At 60.8% G+C, this 25,389-nt stretch carries 20 protein-coding genes and 4 tRNA genes; 2 read left to right on the top strand and 22 right to left on the bottom strand.

Features of this window, described 5'->3' with window-relative positions:
• Window positions 1-65 precede the first annotated feature (65 nt).
• The 12 genes from DKY63_RS29400 to leuC all read right to left on the bottom strand — a co-directional run bounded on the left by DKY63_RS29400 (window position 66) and on the right by leuC (window position 14,413).
• Entirely contained in the window at window positions 66-737 is a 672-nt protein-coding gene (locus tag DKY63_RS29400) for an SPOR domain-containing protein (protein ID WP_110967336.1), read from the bottom strand.
• A complete protein-coding gene (gene folC, locus DKY63_RS29395; RefSeq protein WP_110967335.1) occupies window positions 721-2,028 on the bottom strand; it encodes a bifunctional tetrahydrofolate synthase/dihydrofolate synthase in 1,308 nt (435 codons plus the stop codon). Before folC ends, DKY63_RS29400 begins: the two co-directional genes overlap by 17 nt.
• Window positions 2,025-2,945 carry an acetyl-CoA carboxylase, carboxyltransferase subunit beta gene (gene accD, locus DKY63_RS29390; RefSeq protein WP_110967334.1) on the bottom strand — a complete coding sequence of 307 codons (921 nt, stop codon included), beginning with the start codon at window positions 2,943-2,945 and terminating at the stop codon, window positions 2,025-2,027. The genes folC and accD overlap by 4 nt, the downstream gene beginning before the upstream one ends.
• 200 nt (window positions 2,946-3,145) lie before the next feature.
• Entirely contained in the window at window positions 3,146-3,763 is a 618-nt protein-coding gene (locus DKY63_RS29385; RefSeq protein WP_110967333.1) for a phosphoribosylanthranilate isomerase, read from the bottom strand.
• A gap of 63 nt (window positions 3,764-3,826) precedes the next feature.
• Window positions 3,827-4,651: a tRNA pseudouridine(38-40) synthase TruA gene (truA, locus tag DKY63_RS29380; RefSeq protein ID WP_110967332.1), complete on the bottom strand. Its 825-nt coding sequence runs from the start codon at window positions 4,649-4,651 to the stop codon at window positions 3,827-3,829.
• A gap of 291 nt (window positions 4,652-4,942) precedes the next feature.
• The gene (locus DKY63_RS29375) at window positions 4,943-7,618 is read right to left on the bottom strand and encodes a FimV/HubP family polar landmark protein (protein ID WP_110967331.1); all 2,676 of its coding nucleotides are present in this window, start codon (window positions 7,616-7,618) and stop codon (window positions 4,943-4,945) included.
• Window positions 7,619-7,826: 208 nt separating this feature from the next.
• Window positions 7,827-8,837, bottom strand: a complete 1,011-nt coding sequence (locus DKY63_RS29370) for an aspartate-semialdehyde dehydrogenase (RefSeq protein ID WP_110967330.1) — start codon at window positions 8,835-8,837, stop codon at window positions 7,827-7,829.
• A 246-nt stretch (window positions 8,838-9,083) separates the two neighbouring features.
• Window positions 9,084-10,196, bottom strand: coding sequence for an aspartate-semialdehyde dehydrogenase (gene asd / locus DKY63_RS29365; protein ID WP_110967329.1), 1,113 nt, complete (start codon window positions 10,194-10,196; stop codon window positions 9,084-9,086).
• A 68-nt stretch (window positions 10,197-10,264) separates the two neighbouring features.
• Window positions 10,265-11,347, bottom strand: coding sequence for a 3-isopropylmalate dehydrogenase (gene leuB, locus DKY63_RS29360; RefSeq protein WP_110967328.1), 1,083 nt, complete (start codon window positions 11,345-11,347; stop codon window positions 10,265-10,267).
• Window positions 11,348-11,412: 65 nt separating this feature from the next.
• A complete protein-coding gene (locus tag DKY63_RS29355) occupies window positions 11,413-12,180 on the bottom strand; it encodes a class I SAM-dependent methyltransferase (RefSeq protein ID WP_110967327.1) in 768 nt (255 codons plus the stop codon).
• Between the two features lie 158 nt (window positions 12,181-12,338).
• Window positions 12,339-12,983, bottom strand: coding sequence for a 3-isopropylmalate dehydratase small subunit (leuD, locus tag DKY63_RS29350; protein WP_110967326.1), 645 nt, complete (start codon window positions 12,981-12,983; stop codon window positions 12,339-12,341).
• 11 nt (window positions 12,984-12,994) lie between these two features.
• Window positions 12,995-14,413: a 3-isopropylmalate dehydratase large subunit gene (gene leuC / locus DKY63_RS29345; protein ID WP_110967325.1), complete on the bottom strand. Its 1,419-nt coding sequence runs from the start codon at window positions 14,411-14,413 to the stop codon at window positions 12,995-12,997.
• A gap of 147 nt (window positions 14,414-14,560) precedes the next feature.
• Between leuC and DKY63_RS29340 the strand changes: the two genes are divergently transcribed.
• Window positions 14,561-15,451 (top strand): LysR family transcriptional regulator, encoded by an 891-nt coding sequence (locus DKY63_RS29340; protein WP_110967324.1) that lies wholly within the window; start codon window positions 14,561-14,563, stop codon window positions 15,449-15,451.
• Window positions 15,452-15,516: 65 nt separating this feature from the next.
• Complete coding sequence (locus DKY63_RS29335) at window positions 15,517-18,795, top strand: PAS domain S-box protein (protein WP_110967323.1); 3,279 nt, start codon at window positions 15,517-15,519, stop codon at window positions 18,793-18,795.
• Between the two features lie 464 nt (window positions 18,796-19,259).
• On the opposite strand, the gene DKY63_RS29330 is transcribed toward DKY63_RS29335, so the two are convergent.
• The 10 genes from DKY63_RS29330 to gltX all read right to left on the bottom strand — a co-directional run bounded on the left by DKY63_RS29330 (window position 19,260) and on the right by gltX (window position 25,243).
• Entirely contained in the window at window positions 19,260-19,706 is a 447-nt protein-coding gene (locus DKY63_RS29330) for an Hsp20 family protein (protein WP_110967322.1), read from the bottom strand.
• A gap of 120 nt (window positions 19,707-19,826) precedes the next feature.
• Window positions 19,827-20,786, bottom strand: coding sequence for a tRNA dihydrouridine synthase (locus DKY63_RS29325; protein WP_110967321.1), 960 nt, complete (start codon window positions 20,784-20,786; stop codon window positions 19,827-19,829).
• Window positions 20,787-20,946: 160 nt separating this feature from the next.
• On the bottom strand, window positions 20,947-21,408 hold the full coding sequence (locus DKY63_RS29320) for an acyl-CoA thioesterase (protein ID WP_110967320.1): 462 nt from the start codon (window positions 21,406-21,408) through the stop codon (window positions 20,947-20,949).
• A 48-nt stretch (window positions 21,409-21,456) separates the two neighbouring features.
• A complete protein-coding gene (locus DKY63_RS29315; protein ID WP_110967319.1) occupies window positions 21,457-22,290 on the bottom strand; it encodes an alpha/beta fold hydrolase in 834 nt (277 codons plus the stop codon).
• Between the two features lie 30 nt (window positions 22,291-22,320).
• A complete protein-coding gene (locus DKY63_RS29310; RefSeq protein ID WP_110967318.1) occupies window positions 22,321-22,860 on the bottom strand; it encodes a TetR/AcrR family transcriptional regulator in 540 nt (179 codons plus the stop codon).
• Window positions 22,861-23,044: 184 nt separating this feature from the next.
• Window positions 23,045-23,120, bottom strand: a tRNA-Glu gene (locus tag DKY63_RS29305).
• A gap of 79 nt (window positions 23,121-23,199) precedes the next feature.
• Window positions 23,200-23,275 (bottom strand) — tRNA-Ala (locus tag DKY63_RS29300).
• A 53-nt stretch (window positions 23,276-23,328) separates the two neighbouring features.
• Window positions 23,329-23,404: transfer RNA gene (locus DKY63_RS29295), tRNA-Glu, on the bottom strand.
• A gap of 79 nt (window positions 23,405-23,483) precedes the next feature.
• Window positions 23,484-23,559, bottom strand: a tRNA-Ala gene (locus tag DKY63_RS29290).
• A gap of 202 nt (window positions 23,560-23,761) precedes the next feature.
• Complete coding sequence (gene gltX / locus DKY63_RS29285) at window positions 23,762-25,243, bottom strand: glutamate--tRNA ligase (RefSeq protein WP_110967317.1); 1,482 nt, start codon at window positions 25,241-25,243, stop codon at window positions 23,762-23,764.
• Between the last annotated feature and the right edge of the window lie 146 nt (window positions 25,244-25,389).

Raw genomic sequence — 25,389 nt, 5'->3', positions numbered from 1 at the left:
TTAGCAGAGCCCATGCTGATCGGTAAGCTGCGATTGTCAGTGCATTTCAAATCGGGGCGATAGATTCAGCCGCGTTCCGGCTGAAAGCGCACGACAAAACCCTTGAGGTTCTGCTGGCGGTTCAACAAGTCACGCAGACGATCAGCCTCGGCACGCTCGATCAGCGGCCCCACGAATACCCGGTTCTTGCCATCGGCAGAGCGGATATAGGCGTTGTAACCCTGGCTACGCAAGGTTTTCTGCAGCTTTTCCGCGCTTTCGCGATTGGCCAGGCTGGCCAGTTGCACCGACCAGCTGACCGACAGGCCGTTGGCGTCTACCCGGCTTTGCGTGGTGTCCGGCTTGCCCGGTGCCGCCGTGATTGGCTGGGCAGGTGCTGTCGCAGGTTTGGCAGCCAATGCCGGGACCGGAGCTGGAGCCGGCGGCGTGGCGGATTTGGCGGCTGGAGCCGGAGCAGGCGTCGGGACTGGAGTCGTCGGGACAGCCGGAGTTTCCTGAGCAACCTCTTCATCGCTCGGCACCGGTTCCTGAGGCAAGGCTTGCGGCTCAGGCACCACCACGGGCTGCACCTGCACTTGCGCCATGGCAGGCGCTTGCGGCGCAGCCGGGGCATCAACGGTCACCTGACGCTGTTCATCCTGACGGGAAAACAGCATCGGCAGGAAAATCACGGCCAGCGCCACCAGAACCAGGGCGCCGACCATGCGCTGTTTGTAGGCTTTATCCAGCAATGCCATTTGCCGCTTCCTCCGTGGAGCGCCGGGCCAGCCAATCCAGGGCCTCGGCGACACAATAAAATGATCCGAACAACAGAATCTCGTCGTCGCTCGTCGCCTGGGCGCACTGCCCTTCCAGGGCGGCGGCCACGCTGTCATAAGACGTTACCGAAGCACCGCGCCGATGCAGCGCCTCGTGCAACTCGACCACCGGTCGTGCCCGTGGCGAATCCAGCGGAGCAACGGCCCAGTGCTCGACACTAGCACTCAATTGTTCAATAACACCATCCAGATCCTTGTCCGCCAGCAATCCGAACACCGCCAGGCGCTTGCCGACCGGTGGATGGCTGGCCAGACGCCGGGCCAGGTATTCCGCCGCATGGGGGTTATGCCCCACATCGAGCAGCAGATTCAGACGCTTGCCCTGCCAGTCGAACTGTCGGCGATCCAGACGTCCGACCACTCGCGTGGCCTGCAAAGCCTGAATGATCTGGGCATCGACCCAAGGCAGCCCGAGCAGCAGATACGCCTGCAATGCCAGCGCCGCGTTTTCCATCGGTAGATCGAGCAAAGGCAGATCGCGCAGCTCGACCTCACGGCCCTGGGCGTCTACACCGCGCCATTGCCAGTTGTGATCGGTGATGCCGAGGTCGAAATCGCGCCCACGCAGGAAAAACGGGCACTTAAGCTCGCGCGCTTTATCCAGCAAGGGTTGAGGAGGATTCAGATCGCCACAAAGCGCAGGAGCGCCCTGACGGAAGATGCCGGCTTTTTCGAAGGCCACGGATTCACGGGTATCACCCAGAAAGTCCGCATGATCGACGCCAATGCTGGTGACCAACGCCATGTCGGCATCCACCACATTGACGGTATCCAGACGTCCACCCAGGCCGACTTCCAGCACCACGGCATCGAGTCCGGACTGTTGAAACAGCCAGAACGCCGCCAGGGTGCCCATTTCGAAATAGGTCAGGGACGTGTCGCCACGCCCCGCCTCTACCGCCGCGAAGGCCTGGCACAGCTCGGCGTCAGTGGCTTCGACGCCATTGATTTGAACCCGCTCGTTGTAACGCAGCAGGTGCGGAGAATTGTAGACACCGACTTTCAGGCCCTGCGCACGCAGCAGGGACGCCACGAACGCACAGGTGGAGCCCTTGCCGTTGGTACCGGTGACCGTGATCACCCGAGGCGCCGGCTTGCCCAGTCCCATGCGGGACGCTACCTGTTGCGAGCGCTCAAGGCCCATGTCGATGGCCGAAGGGTGCAACTGCTCAAGGTAGGCGAGCCACTCGCCAAGGGTTCGTTGGATCATAGGTTGGCAGGCACCGGAGGAACGACGATTTTTTCAACGGGTGCGGCGACGAATTTCGGCGTCGGCAGGCCCATCATTTGCGCCAGCAGGTTGCCCAGGCGCGGACGCAGTTCCTGACGATCAATGATCATGTCGATCGCGCCGTGCTCCAGCAGGAACTCGCTGCGCTGGAAGCCTTCCGGCAGTTTTTCGCGCACGGTCTGCTCGATAACGCGCGGACCGGCAAAACCGATCAGGGCTTTCGGCTCGCCGACGATCACGTCGCCCAGCATTGCCAGGCTGGCGGAAACACCACCGTAGACTGGGTCGGTCAGCACGGAGATGAACGGCAAGCCTTCCTCACGCAGACGCGCCAGGACCGCGGAGGTCTTAGCCATTTGCATCAGGGAAATCAACGCTTCCTGCATCCGCGCACCACCGGAGGCGGAGAAGCAGACCATCGGGCAGCGTTTTTCCAGCGCGTAGTTGGCAGCGCGCACGAAGCGCTCGCCAACGATGGCGCCCATGGAACCGCCCATGAAGGAGAATTCGAAGGCCGAAACCACCACTGGCATGCCCAGCAGGGTGCCGCTCATGGAGACCAGTGCGTCTTTTTCACCGGTCTGCTTCTGTGCGGCGGTCAGGCGATCCTTGTACTTCTTGCCGTCGCGGAACTTCAGACGGTCAACCGGCTCCAGGTCCGCGCCCAGTTCGGTACGGCCTTCGGCGTCGAGGAAAATGTCGATACGGGCGCGCGCGCCAATACGCATGTGGTGATTGCACTTGGGGCAAACGTCCAGGGTCTTTTCCAGCTCCGGACGATACAGCACAGCCTCGCAGGACGGGCATTTGTGCCAAAGACCTTCAGGCACCGAGCTCTTCTTGACCTCGGAACGCATGATCGAAGGGATCAGTTTGTCTACTAACCAGTTGCTCATGCTTTCTTTCTCCAGTACCGGCGGCCCGAACGCTCTGGTTCGCAGCCCCGCGTATGCCCTTAGCTAAATTCATGTATGCGGCGATGATCGATGGATTGCCGGATCAGGGAACGTGACCTGCGTACAACCCAAAAAACTCTCAGCCATGCCTGCTTTGTGCAAGTGCTGTTATGGACGGCGGCAGTCTGCCAGCCGTCACATCAACCACGTACCGCTTTGATGAAAGCCCGAATCTTTTCAGGATCCTTGATGCCTTTGCTCGCCTCTACCCCGCCACTGACGTCCACCGCATAAGGCCTGACGCGCGCCACCGCCTCGGCGACATTTCCAGGGGTCAGGCCGCCAGCCAGAATGATCGGCTTGTTCAGGCCCTGCGGTATCAGAGACCAATCGAACGCTTCGCCGGTTCCACCAGGGATCCCTTCAACATACGCATCGAGCAGGATACCGCTTGCACTCGGATACGCCTGACAAGCCGCGGCGATGTCATCACCGGCCTTGACCCGCAATGCCTTGATGTAAGGACGGTGCCAGCCTTCGCAGTCTTCGGCGCTTTCATCGCCGTGGAACTGCAACAGGTCCAGCGGTACGGCGTCGAGAATCTCCCCCAGCTCGCTACGACTCGCGTTGACGAACAACCCCACGGTGGTGACGAACGGCGGCAATGCCTTGATGATCGCCCGAGCCTGCTGGAACGTCACGGCTCGCGGGCTCTTGGCGTAAAACACGAAACCGATGGCATCGGCCCCGGCTTCGACCGCTGCCAACGCATCCTCTATGCGGGTAATCCCGCAAATCTTGCTGCGAACGGCTGACATGTCGATAAAACCCCACGGCAAATCCGAGAAAGTCCCGGATGGTAACAAAAGCGTTCGAGGGCGTCAGCCGTCAAGTTCGGAGAAACCGGTGAGGAAGTGCGGACCGATAAAACGCTCGGGCAACTCGAACTCATCGCGGTACTCGACCTGCACCAGATACAGGCCGAATGGATGCGCCGTGACCCCGCCAGAGCGGCGGATGCGGCTGTCCAGCACTTCCTTCATCCACTCCACCGGACGCTCGCCGGCGCCGATGGTCATGAGCACGCCTGCTATGTTGCGCACCATGTGGTGCAGGAAGGCACTGGCGCGAATATCCAGCACGATCATCTTGCCGTGGCGCGTGACACGCAGGTGATGCAGCTCCTTGATCGGTGACTTGGCCTGGCACTGACCGGCGCGAAAGGCACTGAAATCATGGGTGCCCACCAGGTATTGCGCCGCTTCGGCCATGCGCTCGACGTCCAGCGGGCGGTGGTTCCAGGTGATTTCTTCGTTCAGGTGCGCCGGACGGATCTGATCGTTGTAGATCACATAGCGGTAGCGACGGGCGATGGCCTTGAACCGCGCATGAAAATGCGCCGGCATGACCTTGGCCCAACTGACGCTGACATCGTGTGGCAAGTTGATGTTGGCACCCATCACCCAGGCCTTCATCGACCGCTCGACCCGGGTATCGAAGTGCACCACTTGTCCGCAGGCGTGCACGCCTGCATCGGTACGCCCGGCGCAAAGCAGCGAAACCGGTGAATCGGCGACTTTGGACAAGGCGTTTTCGAGGGTTTCCTGCACCGTGAGCACGCCGGAAGCCTGGCGCTGCCAGCCGCGATAACGCGAGCCCTTGTATTCAACGCCCAACGCGATCCGGAAAAAGCCCTCGGCGGCCATTTCGGCTTCCGGGTTATCTATGTTTGCCAAGGAGGGACAACCTGCTGATGTACGCAAAGGCGGGCATTATAAGGCTGTCTGGTGGGGATGCCAGTGCAACAGTCGGAGCAGTGCTGAATGTAAGGGCCTCATCGCGAGCAGGCTCGCTCCCACAGGTGCTGTGTAGGGCGCAAATCACTGTGGGAGCGGGCTTGCCCGCGATGAGGCTCTCACAAACGCCGCCTCACCAACGGCAGAAACAAAAACGGCAGCCTTATCGGGCTGCCGCTTTGCTTACAACGAATCAATCACTCAAGCCAGACGCGAAAGCATCTCCCTGGCCTCGCTCTTCTGCCCATCGTCACCCTCGCTCACCACTTCATTGAGGATGTCCCGGGCACCATCGTTGTCACCCATGTCGATGTAGGCCTGAGCCAGATCGAGCTTGGTGGCGACTTCGTCGGTACCGGACAGGAAATCGAATTCCGGCTCGTCATCCACGGTCGCCAGGGCGTCGTCTACGGTGAAAGTAGGTTCGCTGATGCTCTGGGACAGGCGATCCAGCTCGGCGTTGACGTCATCCAGCTCGGAAGCAAAGGCATCCGGCTCGACTGGAGCATCCATCTCCTCCGCCAGGGACAAGTCGAAATCAGCTGGCAGCTCCAGATCGTCCAGGGCGACTTCCGGTGCCGCCGGTGCTTCGGCAACGGGCAGGTCCTTGACGTCGTCATCCAGGCTCAGCAGGAAATCGTCCTCGGCCAGAATCGCCGGCGAAGGCTCGGCCCCCAGATCCATATCCAGGTCGAACTCCGACAGGTCGTCGAGGTTTTCCCTGATTTCAGTCTGCTGTTGCAGGACCGAATCAAAGCTCAAATCGTCGTCCAGCGGGAAATCTTCCAACTCGTCCAGGGTCGTCTCTTCAGGCTCTGGAGCCGGCACTGCGGCAACGGCTTCAGGAACGGTGACCTCCGGAACTGCAGCGACTGGAGCGATGTTGTCCAGATCATCCAGGCTCAAATCGAAGGCGCTATCGAAATCGTCATCGACAGGTTCCGGCTCCGGTGCCGGCGCTTGCGGCTCGTCCAGCAGCAGGTCCTTGACGTACTGCGCGTCCAACTCGGCAGCGGCAGCCGCAGCAGCGATGCCACCGGCGGCGACCAGCGCCATTGCCGGGAAACGGCTCTTGAGTTTTTCGACCTGGGCAAAATTATCGCCGTTGGCCACCAATTGACGTTCCTGCGTGACGAATGCGTCGCGGTCGCCCTGCTGGCCGTAAACCTCCATCAGTTTCAGGCGCACATCGCTGCGTTGCGGCTCGAGCTTGACGCCCTCCTCCAGCAATGCGGCAGCCTGATTCAGACGACCGGCATCAATGTGCGACTGAGCCTGGCCCAATACATCACTGGAACGTTCGGCGGCCGGCGCAACCAACGGTGCAGCGATCGGTGGCATCACCACTACCGGAGCAACCACCGGTGCTGGAGCAGGCGCTGGAGTTGGCGCAGGAGCCGGCGCGGTGGCCAACTTCACGCTTGGCGGTGGCACTTCCAGACCTTCGAAGCTGCTTTCCGGCAGATCGAGATCCCCGGAGAACGCTTGCTCCTCGGCCAGGGCACGCGCCATGCGCAGATGCTTCTCGGCTTCCTGCTGAGCCTTGCGGCGACGGGCCAGCAATAGCAGCAACAGCAGCGCCACAACAACCCCGCCACCGGCCAGACCCAACAACCATGGGTTGGTCAGCAACTCGTTGAATGACTGCTCATCGGAGGCTGCCGGTGTCGGTTCGACCGGTTGCTCGGCCGGAGCCGGCGCAACTTCGGGAGTAGCAGCGGCTGGCGTTGCAGGCGCGGGTTCGGCAGGCACTGGTGCAGGAGCAGCAGCCAGTTCAGCCGTGATTGTCGGCGCTGCAGCGGTAGCTGCCGGCGCACCCGAGGCGCCTTCGGCCTGCAACTTGGCCAATTGATTGTTCTTCAGCTCGATCAGGCGCTGCAGCTTGTCCAGCTGGCTTTGCAGATCGGCCATGCGGCTTTTCAGTTCTTCGTTGTCACGACGGGTCGTGTCGAGGCTTTCCTGGGTGACCGCCAGCTTGTTGCTCAAGGCCTTGGCATCACCTGCCGCCCCCTTGCCACGGGCACCGGCCTGGGCAGAGACCAGGCTCAGCTTATCCCCAGCAACCTGCGTCGGCAGCACCTCACCGGTGCCACGGTTGGTGGCATCGAGTTGCTGCTGCCCCGTGCCCGGCTTGGCGACATAACGACGACCCTGACGCCACGCCGTGTTCTGCGCAGCCACCTCGGCGATTGCCTTGGGTTGCGGCAGGCTGGTGCTTTGCGCCTGGTCCGGCAGGCGCAGGACCTGACCGGTTTTCAAGCGGTTGATGTTGCCATCGATGAAGGCATCCGGGTTCAGCGCCTGGATGGCCAGCATGGTTTGCTGGATCGACCCGCCATTGCGCGCCTTCGCGGCGATTTCCCACAGGGTATCGCGCGGCGTGGTGGTGTACTGGGACGGTTTGGTCGCACCGGTGACAGGCGTGGTGCCGGTCTGTGGCGCCGGTTGCGCGGCCGCCTCGGCGGTTTGCGGAGAGAATTTGGACGGATCGAGCAGCACGCTGTAATCGCGCAGCAGACGACCGTTGGGCCACATCACCTGAACCAGGAATTTCACCATCGGTTCGGAGAGCGGTTTGCTGGAGGTCACACGCAGGATGCTTTTGCCGCCGGGGTTCAGCACCGGGGTAAACGTCAGGTCGTTGAGAAACGCCTGGCGGTCGACACCCGCCTTGGCGAAATCTTCAGGCGAGGCCAGGCTCGGCACCACTTCGGCAGCGGTGAGTTCCTTGACGTCGAGCAATTCGATTTCCGCCACCAGCGGCTGGTTCTGCGCCGATTTCAGGGTCAGTTCCCCGAGCCCGAGGGCATGCGCCATACCGGAGGACAGCGCCGAGGCGGCCGCTATTGCTAACACCAGTTTGCGAACTTGAACCATAGCTCATCCTTAGTTTGAACATTCCTCGGCCAGCGAGAAGATATTGATTGCCGCTGCCGTAAGGCATTGCGCGCGGCGGCGAAAGTTCGTCGCGCGCGATCGTTTGCTGCATGCCCCGGAAAGCCCCACAGGGTGGCTTGCCTTCAGCATTCCCGGCAAGCATGGCACTCGCCCGGAATCATTGAAAAAAACTGTTGCCAAGTATCTTTTACAGACCGTCTTTTATCAACAATTCGGCCAGCTGCACAGCATTGAGCGCGGCGCCCTTGCGTACGTTATCTGACGTCAGCCACAGGTTTAGTTCCGACAGGTCGTCGATACCATGGCGCACCCGACCAACGTAGACCGCATCCTGCCCTACCGCATCGCCCACCGGAGTCGGGTAATCGCCGGCGTCCACCAGTTCGACACCCGGGGCATCGTCCAGCGCGGTGTTGACTTTGGCCAGATCGATCGCACTTGCCGAATGCAGGGTCACGCTAAGGCTATCGCCAAAAAACACCGGGGCTTGAATGCAAGTGACAGAAATCTTCAATGAAGGCAGCGCCACCACCTGACGCAACTCTCGCACCAGGCGCTTTTCCAGCATCGTGTGGCCTTGTTCGTCCGGCTTGCCGACCTCGGCCAGCAGGTTGAAAGCCACCTGCCGATCAAAAAATTTCGGTTCCAGCGGGCGCATGTTGAGCAGTTCAGCGGTCTGACGCGCCAATTCGGTCACCGCTTCACGCCCTTGGGTCGACATGGCCAGGCTTGCCGTCAGGCTGATGCGTTGCAGGTCGAGCAAACCCAGCAACGGTGCGAGGACCACCGCCAGCGTGGTGGCCGACGGGCTGGGGCTGCTGACCAGGAACGGCTTTTTCAGGCCGGCCAGCACCTGGGCATTCACTTCCGGCACCACCTGCGGCGCCTGATCCGCCGGCAAGGCACCCGACAGATCGATGACCGAGCAACCGGCCGCCGTGGCACGGGAGGCGAAACTCAGGGTCACCGCCGCGCCGGCAGCGAAAAACACCAGCTGCACCTTGCTGAAGTCGAACTCGTCGACTTCCCGCACCCGCACGTTCTTGCCGCGAAACAGCACCGAACTGCCGGCGGACTCGCTGCTGGCCAGCAGGTGCAGGTTGCCGATCGGGAAGTCACGCTCTTCGAGAATCTGCACCAGCGTTTCGCCAACAGTACCGGTGGCGCCGATCACGGCAATATCAAAGGACTGGGTCATGGTTCTACCTCTGGCGAAACGGGGGGAGCGGCACTTTACCGGGTGGGGGGCATGCAGGCAATTCGGCGGGGATCTGTGATGCCAGAGCCGGCGTCATCGCGAGCAAGCTTTGCTCCTACAAAATCAAAAGCACCGCCTCCTGTAGGAGCAAAGCTTGCTCGCGATGACGGCAGCACTGACGAATCCAAAACCATAAAAAAACCCGCACCTCTTTCAAGGCACGGGTTCTTTCACAGCATCAAACGATCAACGCTCAAGCAGGATCCGCAGCATGCGGCGCAGCGGTTCGGCCGCGCCCCACAGCAGCTGGTCGCCGACGGTGAACGCGCCGAGGAACTGCGAGCCCATGTTCAGCTTGCGCAGACGGCCAACCGGGATGTTCAGGGTGCCGGTGACCTTGTTCGGGCTCAGCTCCTGGATGCTTGCATCGCGGTTGTTCGGCACCAGCTTGACCCAAGGGTTGTGCTGGCTGATCAGGCCTTCGATATCGGCCATCGGTACGTCTTTGTTCAGCTTGATGGTCAGCGCCTGGCTGTGGCAGCGCATCGCGCCGATACGCACGCAGATGCCGTCCACCGGGATCGGGCTCTTGAAGCGACCGAGGATCTTGTTGGTCTCGGCCTGGGCCTTCCACTCTTCGCGGCTCTGGCCGTTTGGCAGTTCCTTGTCGATCCAAGGGATCAGGCTGCCGGCCAGCGGTACGCCGAAGTTCTCGGTCGGGTACGCGTCGCTGCGCATGGCTTCGGCCACACGACGGTCGATGTCGAGGATGGCGCTGGCCGGGTCGGCCAGTTGCTCGGCGACAGAAGCGTGGGTCGCACCCATTTGCTTGATCAGTTCACGCATGTTCTGCGCGCCGGCACCGGAGGCCGCCTGATAGGTCATGGCGCTCATCCACTCCACCAGACCGGCTTCGAACAGGCCGCCCAGGCCCATCAGCATCAGGCTGACGGTGCAGTTGCCGCCGATGTAGTTCTTGGTGCCCGCATCCAGCTGCTGGTCGATGACCTTGCGGTTGACCGGATCCAGGACGATGACCGCGTCATCCTGCATGCGCAGGCTGGAAGCGGCGTCGATCCAGTAACCCTGCCAGCCGGCTTCGCGCAGCTTGGGGAACACTTCGCTGGTGTAGTCGCCACCCTGGCAGGTCAGGATCACGTCAAGGGTTTTCAGCTCTTCAATGCTGTAAGCGTCCTTGAGCGGAACAATGTCCTTGCCCACGGACGGGCCTTGGCCACCGACATTGGAAGTGGTGAAAAACACCGGCTCGATAAGATCGAAATCCTGCTCTTCCAGCATCCGCTGCATGAGCACGGAACCGACCATACCGCGCCAACCGATCAGACCTACACGTTTCATCGCAACTACACCTTCTTGAAAAGTGGGCCGCTGCTTTCGGGGGTGAAATCAGCAGCGGGCCCGAGAGATTACAGATTCCGCAGCGCGGCGACTACTGCGTCACCCATTTCCTGCGTACCGACTTTAGTGCAACCGGCCGACCAGATGTCGCCCGTGCGCAAGCCCTGATCCAGCACCAGGCTGACGGCTTTCTCGATGGCATCGGCCGCGGCCTGCTGATTGAAGCTGTAACGCAGCATCATCGAGACCGACAGAATGGTCGCCAGCGGGTTGGCGATGCCTTGGCCTGCGATGTCTGGCGCGGAACCGTGGCAAGGCTCGTACATGCCCTTGTTGTTGGTGTCCAGGGACGCCGACGGCAGCATGCCGATGGAACCGGTGAGCATCGAGGCCTGGTCGGACAGGATGTCGCCGAACATGTTGTCGGTGACGATCACGTCGAACTGCTTCGGTGCACGCACCAGTTGCATGGCGGCGTTGTCGACGTACATGTGGCTCAGTTCGACCTGCGGGTAATCCTTGGCCACTTCCTCGACGATTTCACGCCACAGCTGGCTGGACGCCAGAACGTTGGCCTTGTCCACCGAGCACAGCTTCTTGTTGCGCACCATGGCCATGTCGAAACCGACACGGGCGATGCGACGGATTTCGCTTTCGCTGTACGGCAGGGTGTCATAGGACTGACGCTCGCCGTTGTCCAGGGTGCGGGTGCCGCGTGGCGCGCCGAAGTAGATACCGCCGGTCAGCTCACGAACGATCAGGATATCCAGACCCGAAACGATTTCCGGCTTCAGGCTCGAAGCCTCGGCCAGTTGCGGGTACAGGATCGCCGGACGCAGGTTGCCGAACAGGCCCAGTTGCGCACGGATTTTCAGCAGACCGCGCTCAGGGCGGATGTCACGCTCGATGGTGTCCCATTTCGGGCCGCCAACGGCGCCCAGCAGCACGGCATCGGCAGCGCGGGCACGCTCCAGGGTTTCATCGGCCAGCGGCACGCCGTGCTTATCGATGGCCGCGCCACCGATCACATCGTGGCTCAGCTCGAAGCCCAGGGCGAACTTGTCGCTGGCCAATTCCAGCACCTTGACCGCTTCGGCCATGATTTCCGGGCCAATACCGTCACCTGGGAGAATCAGAATCTGCTTGCTCATGCTTTCCTCATGTCATCAGTCGGTGCGCCCGTGGGCGCGCCCGGAAAAAGTCTATCGATTGGGGCTCATTTCTCGGCGAACAGTACCAACACATCGGTACTGAACGACCCATCGGCCCCGATCTCAAAATATTCGCGTACTTCGTTGCCCATCGACTGCTGCAATTCGCGGATTGCCGCGCGCATCACCTGAGGCGTGCGCATGCGTTCAACCCAGGAGTTGTACTCCAGACGCAACCGTTGACGGGTGGTACTGCGGGTATGCAACCCCGCCTCGCTGACCTGGAGCAACCACTCGCCGGCGGAATAATCGCGCACGTGACTGGTGTCACGCAGCACCTCGACGCTTTGCAGGTAAGTGTCGAACAGCGGGCTGCCCGGTGACAACACGTCAATGAACGCCGCCACGCCGCCAGGCTTCAACACCCGACGCACTTCCCGCAGGGCCAAGCCGAGATCGCTCCAGTGATGAGCCGAATAACGGCTGAACACGAAGTCGAACTCACCGTCGGCAAACGGCAGGCGCTCGGCTGCGCCATTGACCGTGGAAATATTGCTCAGGCCACGATCGACGGCTGCGGCGGCCACCACGTCGAGCATCTGCTGCGACAGGTCGTAGGCCACCACCTCCTTGACCAGCGAGGCCACCTGGAAACTCACGTGGCCCGCACCGCAACCCAGGTCCAGCACACGGGCATCGCCCTGCCCTGCCAGTTCAGCCTGTAGCAGTGCGAATTCAGTGCCTTGAGCGTGGACGGCGCTGCTCAGGTAGGCCGCGGCCTGTTCACCGAATTGTTTCTGGACTACCTGACTGTGCTGGGCGGTGCTGGTCATGGGAATTTCCTTTTTTTGGGGTTTAGCCTTGTGGTGCCTGGGCTGTCGCCATCGCGAGCAAGCTTTGCTCCTACAGGGGTCTGTGGTGTTCACATAATCTGTGGGAGCTGAGCTTGCTCGCGATGAGGCCGGCCCTTACTGCATCAATTTCGGATCAATCACGCGTCGCGAAACAACCACGGCTGGCTCGCACGATGCTTGGCTTCAAACGCCGCAATCGCATCGCCGTCCTGCAAGGTCAGGCCGATATCGTCCAGGCCGTTGAGCAGGCAGTGCTTGCGGAAATCGTCGATTTCGAAGCTGTACACCTTGCCGTCCGGGCGGGTCACGGTCTGGGCTTGCAGATCGATCTGCAACTGGTAGCCCGGCTCGGTCTCGACCTGCTTGAACAGCTCATCGACTTCTTCGTCGCTCAAGATGATCGGCAGCAAGCCGTTCTTGAAGCTGTTGTTGAAGAAGATGTCGGCGTAGCTCGGCGCGATGATGCTGCGGAACCCGTACTCTTCCAGCGCCCACGGCGCGTGCTCGCGGCTGGAGCCGCAACCGAAGTTCTCACGGGCCAGCAGCACGCTGGCACCCTGATAACGTTCGGCGTTGAGGACGAAGTCCTTGTTCAGCGGGCGTTTGGAGTTGTCCTGATACGGCTGGCCGACATCCAGGTAACGCCATTCGTCGAACAGGTTCGGGCCGAAACCGGTGCGCTTGATCGACTTCAAGAACTGCTTCGGAATGATCTGATCGGTATCGACGTTGGCACGATCCAGAGGCGCGACAAGTCCAGTGTGCTGGGTAAAAGCTTTCATGCTGCGCTCCTTTAGATCAATTCACGGACGTCGACGAAACGACCGTTAACAGCGGCTGCGGCGGCCATGGCCGGGCTCACCAGGTGAGTACGACCACCGGCGCCCTGACGGCCTTCGAAGTTGCGGTTGGAAGTGGAAGCGCAATGCTCGCCCGACTCCAAACGGTCCGGGTTCATCGCCAGGCACATCGAGCAACCCGGCTCACGCCATTCGAAACCGGCTTCGAGGAAAATCTTGTCCAGTCCTTCGGATTCCGCCTGCGCCTTCACCAGACCCGAGCCCGGCACCACAATGGCCTGCTTGATGGTCGAGGCCACTTTGCGGCCCTTGGCGATGACGGCAGCAGCACGCAGGTCTTCGATCCGCGAGTTGGTGCAGGAACCGATGAACACGCGGTCCAGCTGGATATCGGTGATCGCCTGATTGGCGGTCAAGCCCATGTACTTCAAGGCACGCTCGATGGAACCGCGCTTGACCAGGTCCATTTCCTTGGCCGGATCCGGCACGTTCTGGTCCACAGCCAACACCATCTCGGGCGAAGTGCCCCAGCTGACTTGCGGCTTGATCTGGGTCGCGTCGAGCTCGACGATGGTGTCGAACTTCGCATCGGCATCGGACACCAGGTCTTTCCAGGCTTCGACCGCCAAATCCCACTCAGCGCCTTTCGGGGCGAATGGACGGCCTTTGACGTAGGCCACGGTTTTTTCGTCAGCCGCCACCAGACCCACGCGAGCGCCGGCCTCGATGGACATGTTGCAGATGGTCATGCGGCCTTCGACGGACAGGTCGCGAATCGCGCTGCCGGCGAACTCGATGGCATGGCCGTTACCGCCGGCGGTGCCGATCTTGCCGATCACGGCCAGGACGATGTCCTTGGCGGTCACGCCGAACGGCAATTGGCCTTCGACGCGCACCAGCATGTTCTTCATTTTCTTGGCGACCAGGCACTGGGTGGCGAGCACGTGCTCGACCTCGGAAGTGCCGATACCGTGAGCCAGAGCACCGAACGCGCCGTGGGTCGAGGTGTGGGAGTCGCCGCAGACCACGGTCATGCCCGGCAAGGTGGCACCCTGCTCCGGGCCTATGACGTGGACGATGCCTTGGCGCACGTCATTCATCTTGAATTCGACGATGCCGTATTCATCGCAGTTATCGTCGAGGGTCTGGACCTGCAAACGCGAGACCTGATCGGCAATGGCTTCGATGCCACCCTTGCGCTCAGGGGTGGTCGGTACGTTGTGGTCCGGGGTCGCGATGTTGGCATCGATGCGCCAAGGCTTGCGCCCGGCCAGACGCAGGCCTTCAAAGGCTTGCGGCGAGGTCACTTCGTGAATGATGTGACGATCGATGTAGATCAAGGCAGAGCCATCGTCGCGCTGCTTGACCAAATGCGAATCCCAGAGCTTGTCGTAGAGCGTTTTGCCGGCCATCAGACGGTTTCCTCATCAGCTTGTTTCTATGCCCCGGGTTTTGACGGTTTCAATAACCCTTTGGCTTGTGAGGCTGATCCTATGGGGTTAGATTAAATAACTCAAATTCATATTTTTTATGCTTTGGATAACTAACTGGAATGCGACATGGATCTGGCCAACCTCAATGCCTTTATTGCCATCGCCGAGACCGGAAGCTTCTCCGGTGCCGGTGAGCGACTGCACCTGACCCAACCCGCCATCAGCAAACGTATCGCCGGGCTGGAACAGCAATTGAAGGTGCGACTGTTCGACCGACTGGGTCGTGAAGTCGGCCTGACTGAAGCCGGCCGTGCCCTGCTGCCCCGGGCCTATCAGATTCTCAATGTCCTTGATGATACGCGCCGTGCACTGACCAACCTCACCGGGGAAGTGACCGGTCGTCTGACCCTGGCCACCAGTCACCACATCGGCCTGCATCGACTGCCACCTTTATTAAGGGAGTTCACCCGCCGCTACCCGGATGTCGCGCTGGACATTCAGTTTCTCGATTCGGAAGTGGCCTACGAGGAAATCCTGCACGGCCGTGCGGAATTGGCCGTCATCACCCTGGCCCCGGAACCCCACGCCCTGGTCGCGGCCACTCGGGTATGGGACGACCCGCTGGACTTTGTCGTGGCCCCGGAGCATTCGCTGCTGCAAAACGGCAAGGTCAGCCTGGCGGACATCGCTCGCCACCCGGCGGTGTTTCCCGGTGGCAACACCTTCACCCACCATATCGTCCAGCGCCTGTTCGAGGCCCAGGGCCTGACGCCGAACATCGCCATGAGCACCAACTACCTGGAAACCATCAAGATGATGGTGTCGATCGGCCTGGCCTGGAGCGTCCTGCCGCGCACCATGCTCGATGATCAGGTTGCGCGAATACCTTTGCCGGGCATACAACTGTCTCGCCAGCTAGGCTATATCCTGCACACAGAACGGACGCTGTCGAACGCAGCACGGGCCTTCATGGCCCTATTGGATGCGCAGATCGATCTGCCAGGGACTCAAGGCTAACTTGTGCTACTCCTATAGAGCCGCGAAATCCCGCACAAAACGCCCACATCAGTACAGGCTTGCCAATGCCGAAATCTGTTGACCGTATTCCGCCGATGCCGCGTATTCAGGCGCTGGATCCCCAGCGCTCCGAGCAGAGCTGGGAAAGCGCCCCGCAATTGCTGGCTGCCCTGAACGGCGCGCGTCTGGGCGCCTGGTATTGGGATATCGAGCGCGGTCAGATCAGCTGGTCGCGTGGCACACAGGCACTGTTCGGATTCGATCCTCGCCAGCCGCTGCCGGCGGACCTGGAATACCTTGATTTGCTGCCTCCCGAAGACCGGGCAAAAACCGTACGCGCCTTCCATGCGGTGATTGCCGGCGCACCGCTGGAACAGGCGATGCATCACCGCATTCGCTGGCCCGATGGCAGCCTGCACTGGCTGGAAATCAACGGCAGCCTGCTGCCGGACAAAAACGGCCGGCCACGGATGATCGGCGTAATTCGCGAGATCACCCACCAGCGCCAGCGCGAACAGGCGCTCAGCAGCTCGGAAAAGCGATTCGCCACGCTGTTTCACCTGTGTCCGAACATGGTCCTGCTGACTCGCCAGGATGACGGGCTGATCACCGAAGCCAACCAGTATTTCGAAAGCCTGTTCGGCTGGCCGGTGCAGGAAGCCATCGGTCGTACCACCCTGGAATTGGGGCTGTGGGTGCACCCTGAGCAGCGAGCGGAACTGGTCAAGGCCACCAAGGCCAAGGGCGACCTGATCAGCATGGAAGTGCAGTTCCGCGCCAGCAACGGGCAAGTTCACGACGGCATTCTCAGCGCGCAAAAGGTCGAACTGGAGGGCCAGCCCTATCTGCTGAGCACGTTCCTCGACACCACCGAGCGCAAAGCCGCCGATCAGGCGCTCAAGGACAGCCAGGAGCGCCTCGACTTGGCGCTGGACTCGGCACAACTGGGCACCTGGGACTGGCACATTCCCAGCGGCATGCTCTATGGCTCGGCTCGCGCCGCACAGCTGCACGGGCTGGAGGCCAAACCTTTCCATGAATCCTTCGAAGAGTTTTTCGAAGGCGTGCCCGGCAACGAACGCGACACCATGCGCGATGCCTACCGCAGCCTGCGCGAAGGCCCGGCGGGCAACTATCAACTGACCTACCGCGTTCAGTTGCCCGACGGCAGCACCCGCTACCTGGAAAGCCGCGCGCGGTTGTATCGCGACGCAAACGGCATGCCCTTGCGTATGGCCGGCACTTTGCTCGACATCACCGATCAGGTGGAACGCGAACAGCGCCTGGTGGCTTCCGAAGAGAAATTCGCCACCCTGTTTCAGGTCAGCCCGGACCCGATCTGCGTGACCCACCAGGAAACCGGCCAGTTCATCGAGATCAACTCAGCCTTCACCCAGACCTTCGGCTGGACCACCGGCGATGTGATCGGCCGCAGCGCCGACGAAATCGGCCTGTGGGACGCCTCGGCGAAGAGCCTGCAACGCATCGAGCAGGTGATCCGCGAACAGGCGCTGAACAACGTGGCGATCATTGTCCAGCACAAGGACGGGCAACTGCTGACCTGCGTGATTTCCAGCCGCCAGATCAGCGTCGGCGAGCAGCCATGCATCGTCACCACCCTGCGCGACATCACCCAGCAGCAACGCTCGGAGGCGGCACTCAAGGCCAGCGAAGAGAAATTCGCCAAGGCGTTCCACTCCAGCCCCGACGCCATCACCATCACCGAACGCGACACCGGGCGCTATCTGGAGGTCAACGATGGCTTCTGCCGTCTGACCGGTTACCGCGCCGACGAAGTGATCGGCCGTACGGTGTATCAGGTCGGCATCTGGGCCGAAGAAAAACAGCGCTCGGCGCTGCTGGCCGAACTGCAGATCAAGGGCCGGGTGCATCACCTGGAAATGCTAGGGCGCAACAAGCGCGGGGAGTTGCTGACGGTCGAAGTCTCGGTGGAACCGATCACCCTCAATGAAACCGCCTGCCTGTTGCTGACCGCCCGGGATGTCAGCCTGTTGAAAAACGCCGAGGCGCAGATCCGTCACCTGGCCTACCACGACCCGCTGACCAACCTGCCCAACCGCGCGCTGCTGATGGATCGCCTGAGCCAGCAGATCGCCCTGCTCAAGCGCCACAACTTGCGCGGCGCGCTGATGTTCCTCGATCTTGACCACTTCAAGCACATCAACGATTCGCTCGGCCACCCGGTGGGCGATACCGTGCTGAAAATCATCACCGCGCGCCTGGAAGCCAGCGTGCGCATGGAAGACACCGTCGCGCGTCTGGGCGGCGACGAATTCGTGGTACTGCTCAGCGGCCTCGAAGGTTCGCGCAACGATGTCAGCCTCCAGGTGCGGGAGCTGGCCGACACCTTGCGCGAATTATTGTCCGAGCCAATGTTCCTCGACGGCCAGCGCCTGCAAGTGACGCCGAGTATTGGCATCGCTCTGATTCCCGACCACGGTTCCACGCCGACCGACCTGCTCAAGCGTGCCGACATTGCGCTGTATCGAGCCAAGGATTCGGGGCGCAATACCGCGCAGATGTACCACAACACCATGCAAAAGGCCGCGAGCGAGCGCCTGCGCATGGAAACCGACCTGCGCCTGGCCCTGTCGCGGGGCGAGTTTCGCGTGCACTACCAGCCACAACTCGATGCCCGGGAAAATCGTATCGTCGGCGCCGAAGCCCTGGTGCGCTGGAACCATCCGGAACTCGGCGCGCAATCACCTACCGAGTTCATCAAGGTGCTGGAGGACAGCGGCCTGATCCTGGAGGTCGGCACCTGGATCGTCGATGAGGCCTGCCAGGCGTTCAGGCAATTGATTGCCAACGGTCTGGTGGACCCGCACGACTTCAGCCTGTGCGTGAACATCAGTCCGAGGCAGTTCCGCCAGAACGACTTCGTCGAACACATCGAAGAAAGCCTCGCCCATTACGGCCTGCCCAGCTCGATGCTGAAACTGGAGATCACCGAAGGCATCGTCATCCAGAACCTGGAAGACACCATCAGCAAAATGCGCCGCCTGAAAAAACTCGGCGTGAGCTTTGCCATGGATGACTTCGGTACCGGTTATTCCTCACTGACCTATCTCAAGCGCCTGCCGGTCGACACCCTGAAAATCGACCAGTCGTTCATTCGTGACGCCACCACCGACCCCAACGACGCCGAAATCATCCGCGCCATCGTCGCCATGGCCCGCAGCCTGGAATTGAAGGTGATCGCCGAAGGCGTGGAGACGCCTGAACAGCTGGAGTTCCTGCAAGGGTTGGGTTGCCATTTCTATCAGGGGTATCTGCACAGCCAGCCGCTGCCGGTGGAAGAGTTCCAAAAACTGCTGAGGTGATCTCAGCAGGCGATCCGCTTTTCTGTGGGAGCAAGGCTTGCCCGCGATGGGGCCCGTGAGATCGCCATCGCGGGCAAGCCTTGCTCCTACAGGCTCCTGGCGCCCGTCATACCTGTGTATGAATCGGTTAAACCCACACATAAACCCACTGACCCTCTGTACAAGTGACACCCTCCCGGCCAATCCGTAAATTGAACCCCACGCAATCGGCAAGCGGTCATGCACCCCGTCTCGCCGAAGAATGATCGCTGGCAGCCGATCATTCTCCTGTGTAACACCCCGGGCTCCTCTTCCCGATCACAGGGCCGGGTTTTCTGCGCCCGCATACTCGTTATGCGGGCGCTTTTTTAATCAATCGCCGATGGCTGACTGTTATCTTTCCGCCATACACGTACCACGCAAACGCGGGTTAAAACACAGGCACAAAAAAGGGCGTCAATGGCGCCCTTTTTTACTGTTCCGGCTTAGTGTTGCAGAGCCGGTTTTTGCGCCCCGTTGATCGGGATGCGCTTGGCTTTCGCCTCTTCCGGGATGACCCGCAGCAGGTCGATGCTCAGCAGACCGTTGCGCAGGTCCGCGGCCTTGATTTCGATGTGGTCCGCCAGGCGGAAGGACAGTTTGAAGGCTCGCTGGGCGATGCCTTGATGCAGGAAGGTCACGCCTTCGCTGGCATCACGCTTGCCGCCACTGATGGTCAGCACACCCTTCTCCACTTGCAGCTCCAGGTCTTCTTCCTGGAAACCGGCTGCCGCCACGACGATGCGGTATTGATCGTCGCCATGTTTTTCGACGTTGTAGGGAGGGTAAGAGCTGCCAGGCTCGTTACGCAGGGCGGTTTCGAACAGGTCGTTGAAACGATCGAAGCCCACCGAGGAACGGAACAGAGGCGCCAGGGAAAATGCGGTAGTCATGGTTCAAATCTCCTGAAAACAATCAGCAAGGTTTTTGTCTCCGCGACCCGAATTCGGCATCGCGTAACCCTTAGATAGGGACCGCAGATTGCATTTCAAGAGATTTTTTTCAGATTTTTCTCAAGCGGCTTCAGCCACCTGTAAACCCAGCAATCGGGAAACCTGATCCAGCTCGGTCTCACGACGCAGGACGCTGAACAGCTCTACGGCCTCGGGATAATTGCGGGTCAGCATCGCCAGCCACTGCTTCAGGCGACCCGGTGCCTGGCGTGGTGTCATCTGCGCCACGGCTTGCAGCCAGAAATCCTGGATCAGTGGCAGCAGCTCGGACCAGGTCATCTCGACGACCTCTTCACCGGCCCGCGCCGCGGCAATCTGCCGGGCCAGGTCAGGACGCGACACCAGGCCGCGACCGAGCATGATGTCTTCCACGCCGCTGATCTCGCGGCAACGGCGCCAGTCTTCGACGCTCCAGATATCGCCATTGGCGAACACCGGCACCTTGACCACGTCCTGCACGCGCGGGATCCACTCCCAGTGCGCCGGTGGCTTGTAGCCGTCGGTCTTGGTCCGCGCATGGACCACGATATGCTCGGCGCCCCCTTCGGCCAGCGCCGTGGCACAGACCAGTGAACCGTCTGGACTGTCGAAACCCAGGCGCATTTTTGCAGTGACTGGAATGTGCGCGGGGACGGCACGACGGACATGCTCGACGATCTGGTTCAACAGCTCGGGTTCCTTGAGCAGCACCGCGCCACCACGAGACTTGTTGACCGTCTTGGCCGGGCAGCCGAAGTTCAGGTCGATGACCTCGGAACCCAACTCGCAGGCCAGCGCGGCGTTTTCCGCCAGGCACACCGGGTCCGATCCGAGCAGTTGCACACGCAACGGCACGCCGGACGCCGTGCGGGCACCGGTGAGCAATTCAGGACCGAACTTGTGGAAATAGGCAGGCGTGAGCAGTTGGTCGTTGATCCGGATGAACTCGGTCACGCACCAATCGATACCACCCACTCGGGTCAGCACGTCGCGCAGGATGTTGTCGACCAACCCCTCCATGGGCGCCAGGGCAATTTGCATGAAAAACACACTCGACGAAAAACGGGGGGCAGTTTACTGGTTTCGGAGGGAATCTGCAGAACATCGCAGATTCCCTTGTGGGAGCGAGCCTGCTTGCGATGGCGGCCGGACATTCAAAATTGATGTCGACCGATACACGCTATCGCGAGCAGGCTCGCTCCTACATTAGATTTTTGGCTGCTTCCGGATTTTGCGACAGCAACGCCGGACCATAGCCCTCGATGAACTCCGCCGGCATGCGCTTGGGCTTGCCCGTGGACAGTTCGATGCAGACAAAGGTGGTCTGCGCGCGCAACAACGTCGCGTTGTCGCTGGGGCGCTTGAGCTGGAAATGACGGGTCATTTTCAGGCGCTGGTCCCAATCGACGATCCAGGTCGCCATCTGCAGTTCGTCACCTTCATAGGCGGCTGCGAGGTAGTCGATCTCATGCCGCACCACCGCCATCGCCCGGTCCAGCCGGCGGTATTCAGTCAGATCCAGGCCAAGGCGCTGCGAATGGCGCCAGGCACAGCGCTCCAGCCAGGTCACGTACACCGCGTTGTTGGCGTGCCCCAGACCGTCGATGTCTTCGGCGGCCACTTGCAGATCAATGATAAATGGCGTTGCCCGATCCCAGCCCATGCCCCACTCCCGGTCAGATGATGTCGACCGGCGCAGTGTAACGGATGCTCAGGCCGATTGGCGCGATTGCAGGCTGCGACCGGCCAGCAGTGATAACACGCCATCAATCACCCGGGGGTCGGCGAGCACTCGCTGATGACCGCCCTCCTGCAGACGCAACAGCCGACTGTCGAACCAGGCTTCGTGGATCAATTGCGACTCTTTGACCGGAACGAAATCGTCGTCTTCGGCATGAACAATCAAACCAGGCATGTCGAGTTGGTAGTGCGCAACATCCAGGGTCGCTGCGCGCATGCCGACATCTTTCTCGACCTGCCGGATGAACGCCGAGCGGGCTTTCGGTGGCAGCCGGACATAACGGGCGAAACCGCGCAATACACCAAGAATTCGCGCCGGCGCGGCAATGCTGACCAGGGTTTCCGTACGCAGGCCCAACTGCACGGCCAGCATGGCACTGGCGCCGCCCATGGAGTGGCCGATGACCGCTTGCAGCGGTGGCAATTCGGCGGCGGCTTCCAGCATGGCGCGGGCGAACAGCACGACATTCGCCTCGGTTCCCGGCGAACGACCGTGTGCCGGGCCATCGAGGGCAACCACGGTGTAGCCGGCATCGACCAGCGCGGTAATGAGGCTGGCAAATTGCGTCGGACGACCTTCCCAGCCATGCATCAGCAATACCGTCGGCCCCTGCCCCCAACGCAAGGCGGAGAGGCCGAAACGCAAAGTGACCCGTTCGGACCTGGCCAGCAGCGGCAATTCCCAATCACGCGGTTGAAAATTGCGTGGCGTCATGAACGCCAGGCGCATTTTGCTTGCGACCAGTTTCGGAGCAAACCAACCCAAGGTGCCATTAACGCCACGAACCCATTTCAACGTGCTCATCGCTCTCTCCCCAGGCTGTTTGCCTTCAGGTCAACGCACCGCCGACTTGGCTGCGCGCAGTAATCGATCGGATAAATCACCCGGTCCCAGCGCTCGTGCCAGCGCCAGGCCGCCCACCATCAGGGCCATGTCGGCCAGGGCTTTGTCGATGTCTTCGGGACTGTTCGCCAACTGCGCGACCATCAGTTCCAGGTGTTCATTCAGGGCGATGCGAAACGTCTCGGGCAGACGTCCGAGCTCGCCGATCGAGGCCGGGATCGGACACGCAGACTCGCTGGAATCACGGTGCTTGCGCGACAGATAGAACGCAGCGACCAGGGCGCGCCGCTCTTCACCGGTCAACTCGGCATCCATGTCGGCAATCAAGTCACGACGTCGACCCAGCAGCTGCTTGAACGCCTCCAGCATCATTGCGTCCTTGCTTTCGAAGTGTGCATAGAAGCCGCCGACGGTCAGGCCGGCCGCGCCCATCACCTCGCCCACGCTCGGTTCTGCCGGGCCACGCTGGATCAGCGCTGCACTGGCGGCCTTGAGAATGCGTTCGCGGGTTTGAGCTTTTTTATCGTTCATCGTTGCCTCCGAATATTACGACTAGAATATTATTCTCATAATAATTTTCTGCAAGCCGTGGATGTGACCGCTGGTCTGAAGAACAGTTTGAGAGAAATTGGGGGAATTGGCCAAACGCCAGACAAACAAAAGGGCCATTCAATAATTGAATGACCCTTATAAAATCCCGCAGAGCGGGTAAACGTGGCGTCCCCTAGGGGACTCGAACCCCTGTTACCGCCGTGAAAGGGCGGTGTCCTAGGCCACTAGACGAAGGGGACACAAACCCTTCTATACAACTGATCAGTGCTGAGAGCTGATCGATTCAAGGCCGGTGTGGCCAGACCTTGAACTGTAAATTGGTGGAGCTAAGCGGGATCGAACCGCTGACCTCCTGCATGCCATGCAGGCGCTCTCCCAGCTGAGCTATAGCCCCGGATTTTTCGCCTCTCGGCGGAGCGACATCTTGCAACATCGCTTCTGTAAAACTGGCGTCCCCTAGGGGACTCGAACCCCTGTTACCGCCGTGAAAGGGCGGTGTCCTAGGCCACTAGACGAAGGGGACGCAAACCCTTCTATACAACTGATCAACGCTGAGTGTTGATCGCTTCAAGGCCGGTGTGGCCAGACCTTGAAGTGTAAATTGGTGGAGCTAGACGGGATCGAACCGTCGACCTCTTGCATGCCATGCAAGCGCTCTCCCAGCTGAGCTATAGCCCCTCATCGTTGATGTCATCGCTGAGGACGGGGCGAATCTTAAGGGCGTATCGAAAGGCTGTCAAACTTATTTTTCAAAATATTTGAAATTTTTTGTCGGCATTACAATCACTTACCGCCCTCCCCCCGAAAATCCGGGGCCTGATGGCCGCTCTGCGCCCAGCAACAGGCGCGCAAAATGGCCATCAGTCCTTCATGTCGCGTATCAGGCGATCGCGCCCAACAGCTTTTCCCACTCTTTGTTTTCTTTCTTCGACACGCCGCCCAGCAGGTCAATCGCCTGGCGCAAGCGGAAACGGGTCAGGTCCGGGCCGAGGATTTCCATCGCATCGAGCACCGACACCGAGCTGGCTTGCCCGGTGATCGCGGCAAACATCAGCGGCATGGCATCACGCAGTTTCAATTGCAGCGATTCGACCACGGCCTGAATCGTCGCCGTGATGCTGTCCTTCTCCCACTGACGCAGGCTTTCGAGCTTCCAGAGGATCAACTGCATCAATTGACGGACCTGATCACCCGAGAGCTTCTTCGATTCGAACAGCTTGGCATCCGGATTCACGCCACCGGCGAAGAAGAACCCGGCCAGCGGTGCAACCTGGCTGAATGTCTCGACGCGACCCTGTACGTGCGGCGCGATCTTCATCATGTATTCGGAATTGAATGCCCACTTCTGCACCCGCGCGGCGAACTCTTCCACCGGCAGATCACGCAGCCACTGGCCATTGAGCCACGACAGCTTCTCGATGTCGAAAATCGGCCCACCCAGGGAAACGCGCTTGAGGTCGAAGTTCTCGACCATTTCCTGCAGCGAGAACTTCTCGCGCTCGTCCGGCATCGACCAGCCCATGCGACCCAGGTAGTTGAGCATGGCCTCGGGCATGAAGCCCATGCGCTCGTAGAACGTCACCGAAGTCGGGTTCTTGCGCTTGGACAGCTTGCTCTTGTCCGGGTTACGCAGCAGCGGCATGTAGCACAGTTCCGGCTGTTCCCAACCGAAGTATTCGTAGAGCAGGATCAGCTTCGGCGCCGATGGCAACCATTCTTCGCCGCGCAATACGTGGGTGATGCCCATCAGGTGGTCGTCGACCACGTTGGCCAGGAAGTAGGTCGGCAGGCCGTCGGTCTTCATCAGGACCTGCATGTCCATGCGATCCCACGGGATTTCAACGTCGCCACGCAACATGTCCGGCACCACGCAGACGCCTTCGCTTGGCACCTTCATGCGGATTACGTGCGGCTCGCCAGCGGCCAGACGACGGGCCACTTCTTCCTTGGACAGCAACAGCGCGCGGCCGTCGTAACGCGGGGTTTCGCCGCGCGCCATCTGCTCGGCGCGCATCTGGTCCAGCTCTTCGGCGGTGCAGAAGCACGGGAAGGCATGGCCCATGTCGACCAGTTGCTGGCAGTACTTCTGGTAAATGTCGCCACGCTCACTTTGACGGTAAGGACCGTGCGGGCCGCCCACATCCGGGCCTTCGCTCCAGTCGATACCCAACCAGCGCAGGGCGTCGAAAATCTGCTGTTCGGACTCGCGGGTCGAACGCAACTGGTCGGTGTCTTCGATCCGCAGGATGAACTCACCGCCGTGCTGCTTGGCAAAGCAGTAGTTGAACAATGCGATGTAAGCGGTACCTACGTGAGGATCCCCGGTAGGCGATGGCGCGATGCGAGTGCGGACGGTGGTCATGGCGTGTCTCGAAAAGAATGAAAAGCAAAGAAACAATCAAGCCGCGAATGGTAACAGGCGACCCCCACCCCGCTCCAGCGAACAGGGCATTTAGGCCAAGATTGCGTCTGGAATGCCCGTATGATGCGGTGAATGGCCAAATATCA

Origin of the sequence: Pseudomonas putida (genome assembly GCF_003228315.1) — a bacterium.
Lineage (GTDB): Bacteria > Pseudomonadota > Gammaproteobacteria > Pseudomonadales > Pseudomonadaceae > Aquipseudomonas > Aquipseudomonas putida_S.
This window is presented reverse-complemented; position numbering and strand designations above follow the sequence as displayed.

Excerpts from the sequence above, each read along its gene's own strand:
- DKY63_RS29385 (WP_110967333.1), bottom strand. The coding sequence starts at position 3,763 with ATGTCAGCCGTTCGCAGCAAGATTTGCGGGATTACCCGCATAGAGGAT.
- DKY63_RS29340 (WP_110967324.1), top strand. The coding sequence starts at position 14,561 with ATGGATCTGGCCAACCTCAATGCCTTTATTGCCATCGCCGAGACCGGA.
- leuD (WP_110967326.1), bottom strand. The coding sequence starts at position 12,983 with ATGAAAGCTTTTACCCAGCACACTGGACTTGTCGCGCCTCTGGATCGT.
- DKY63_RS29370 (WP_110967330.1), bottom strand. The coding sequence starts at position 8,837 with ATGACCCAGTCCTTTGATATTGCCGTGATCGGCGCCACCGGTACTGTT.
- DKY63_RS29400 (WP_110967336.1), bottom strand. The coding sequence starts at position 737 with ATGGCATTGCTGGATAAAGCCTACAAACAGCGCATGGTCGGCGCCCTG.
- leuC (WP_110967325.1), bottom strand. The coding sequence starts at position 14,413 with ATGGCCGGCAAAACGCTCTACGACAAGCTCTGGGATTCGCATTTGGTC.
- DKY63_RS29375 (WP_110967331.1), bottom strand. The coding sequence starts at position 7,618 with ATGGTTCAAGTTCGCAAACTGGTGTTAGCAATAGCGGCCGCCTCGGCG.
- leuB (WP_110967328.1), bottom strand. The coding sequence starts at position 11,347 with ATGAGCAAGCAGATTCTGATTCTCCCAGGTGACGGTATTGGCCCGGAA.
- DKY63_RS29320 (WP_110967320.1), bottom strand. The coding sequence starts at position 21,408 with ATGGGCTGGGATCGGGCAACGCCATTTATCATTGATCTGCAAGTGGCC.
- accD (WP_110967334.1), bottom strand. The coding sequence starts at position 2,945 with ATGAGCAACTGGTTAGTAGACAAACTGATCCCTTCGATCATGCGTTCC.
- DKY63_RS29310 (WP_110967318.1), bottom strand. The coding sequence starts at position 22,860 with ATGAACGATAAAAAAGCTCAAACCCGCGAACGCATTCTCAAGGCCGCC.
- DKY63_RS29330 (WP_110967322.1), bottom strand. The coding sequence starts at position 19,706 with ATGACTACCGCATTTTCCCTGGCGCCTCTGTTCCGTTCCTCGGTGGGC.
- DKY63_RS29335 (WP_110967323.1), top strand. The coding sequence starts at position 15,517 with ATGCCGAAATCTGTTGACCGTATTCCGCCGATGCCGCGTATTCAGGCG.
- gltX (WP_110967317.1), bottom strand. The coding sequence starts at position 25,243 with ATGACCACCGTCCGCACTCGCATCGCGCCATCGCCTACCGGGGATCCT.
- folC (WP_110967335.1), bottom strand. The coding sequence starts at position 2,028 with ATGATCCAACGAACCCTTGGCGAGTGGCTCGCCTACCTTGAGCAGTTG.
- DKY63_RS29355 (WP_110967327.1), bottom strand. The coding sequence starts at position 12,180 with ATGACCAGCACCGCCCAGCACAGTCAGGTAGTCCAGAAACAATTCGGT.
- DKY63_RS29325 (WP_110967321.1), bottom strand. The coding sequence starts at position 20,786 with ATGCAAATTGCCCTGGCGCCCATGGAGGGGTTGGTCGACAACATCCTG.
- asd (WP_110967329.1), bottom strand. The coding sequence starts at position 10,196 with ATGAAACGTGTAGGTCTGATCGGTTGGCGCGGTATGGTCGGTTCCGTG.
- DKY63_RS29315 (WP_110967319.1), bottom strand. The coding sequence starts at position 22,290 with ATGAGCACGTTGAAATGGGTTCGTGGCGTTAATGGCACCTTGGGTTGG.
- truA (WP_110967332.1), bottom strand. The coding sequence starts at position 4,651 with ATGGCCGCCGAGGGCTTTTTCCGGATCGCGTTGGGCGTTGAATACAAG.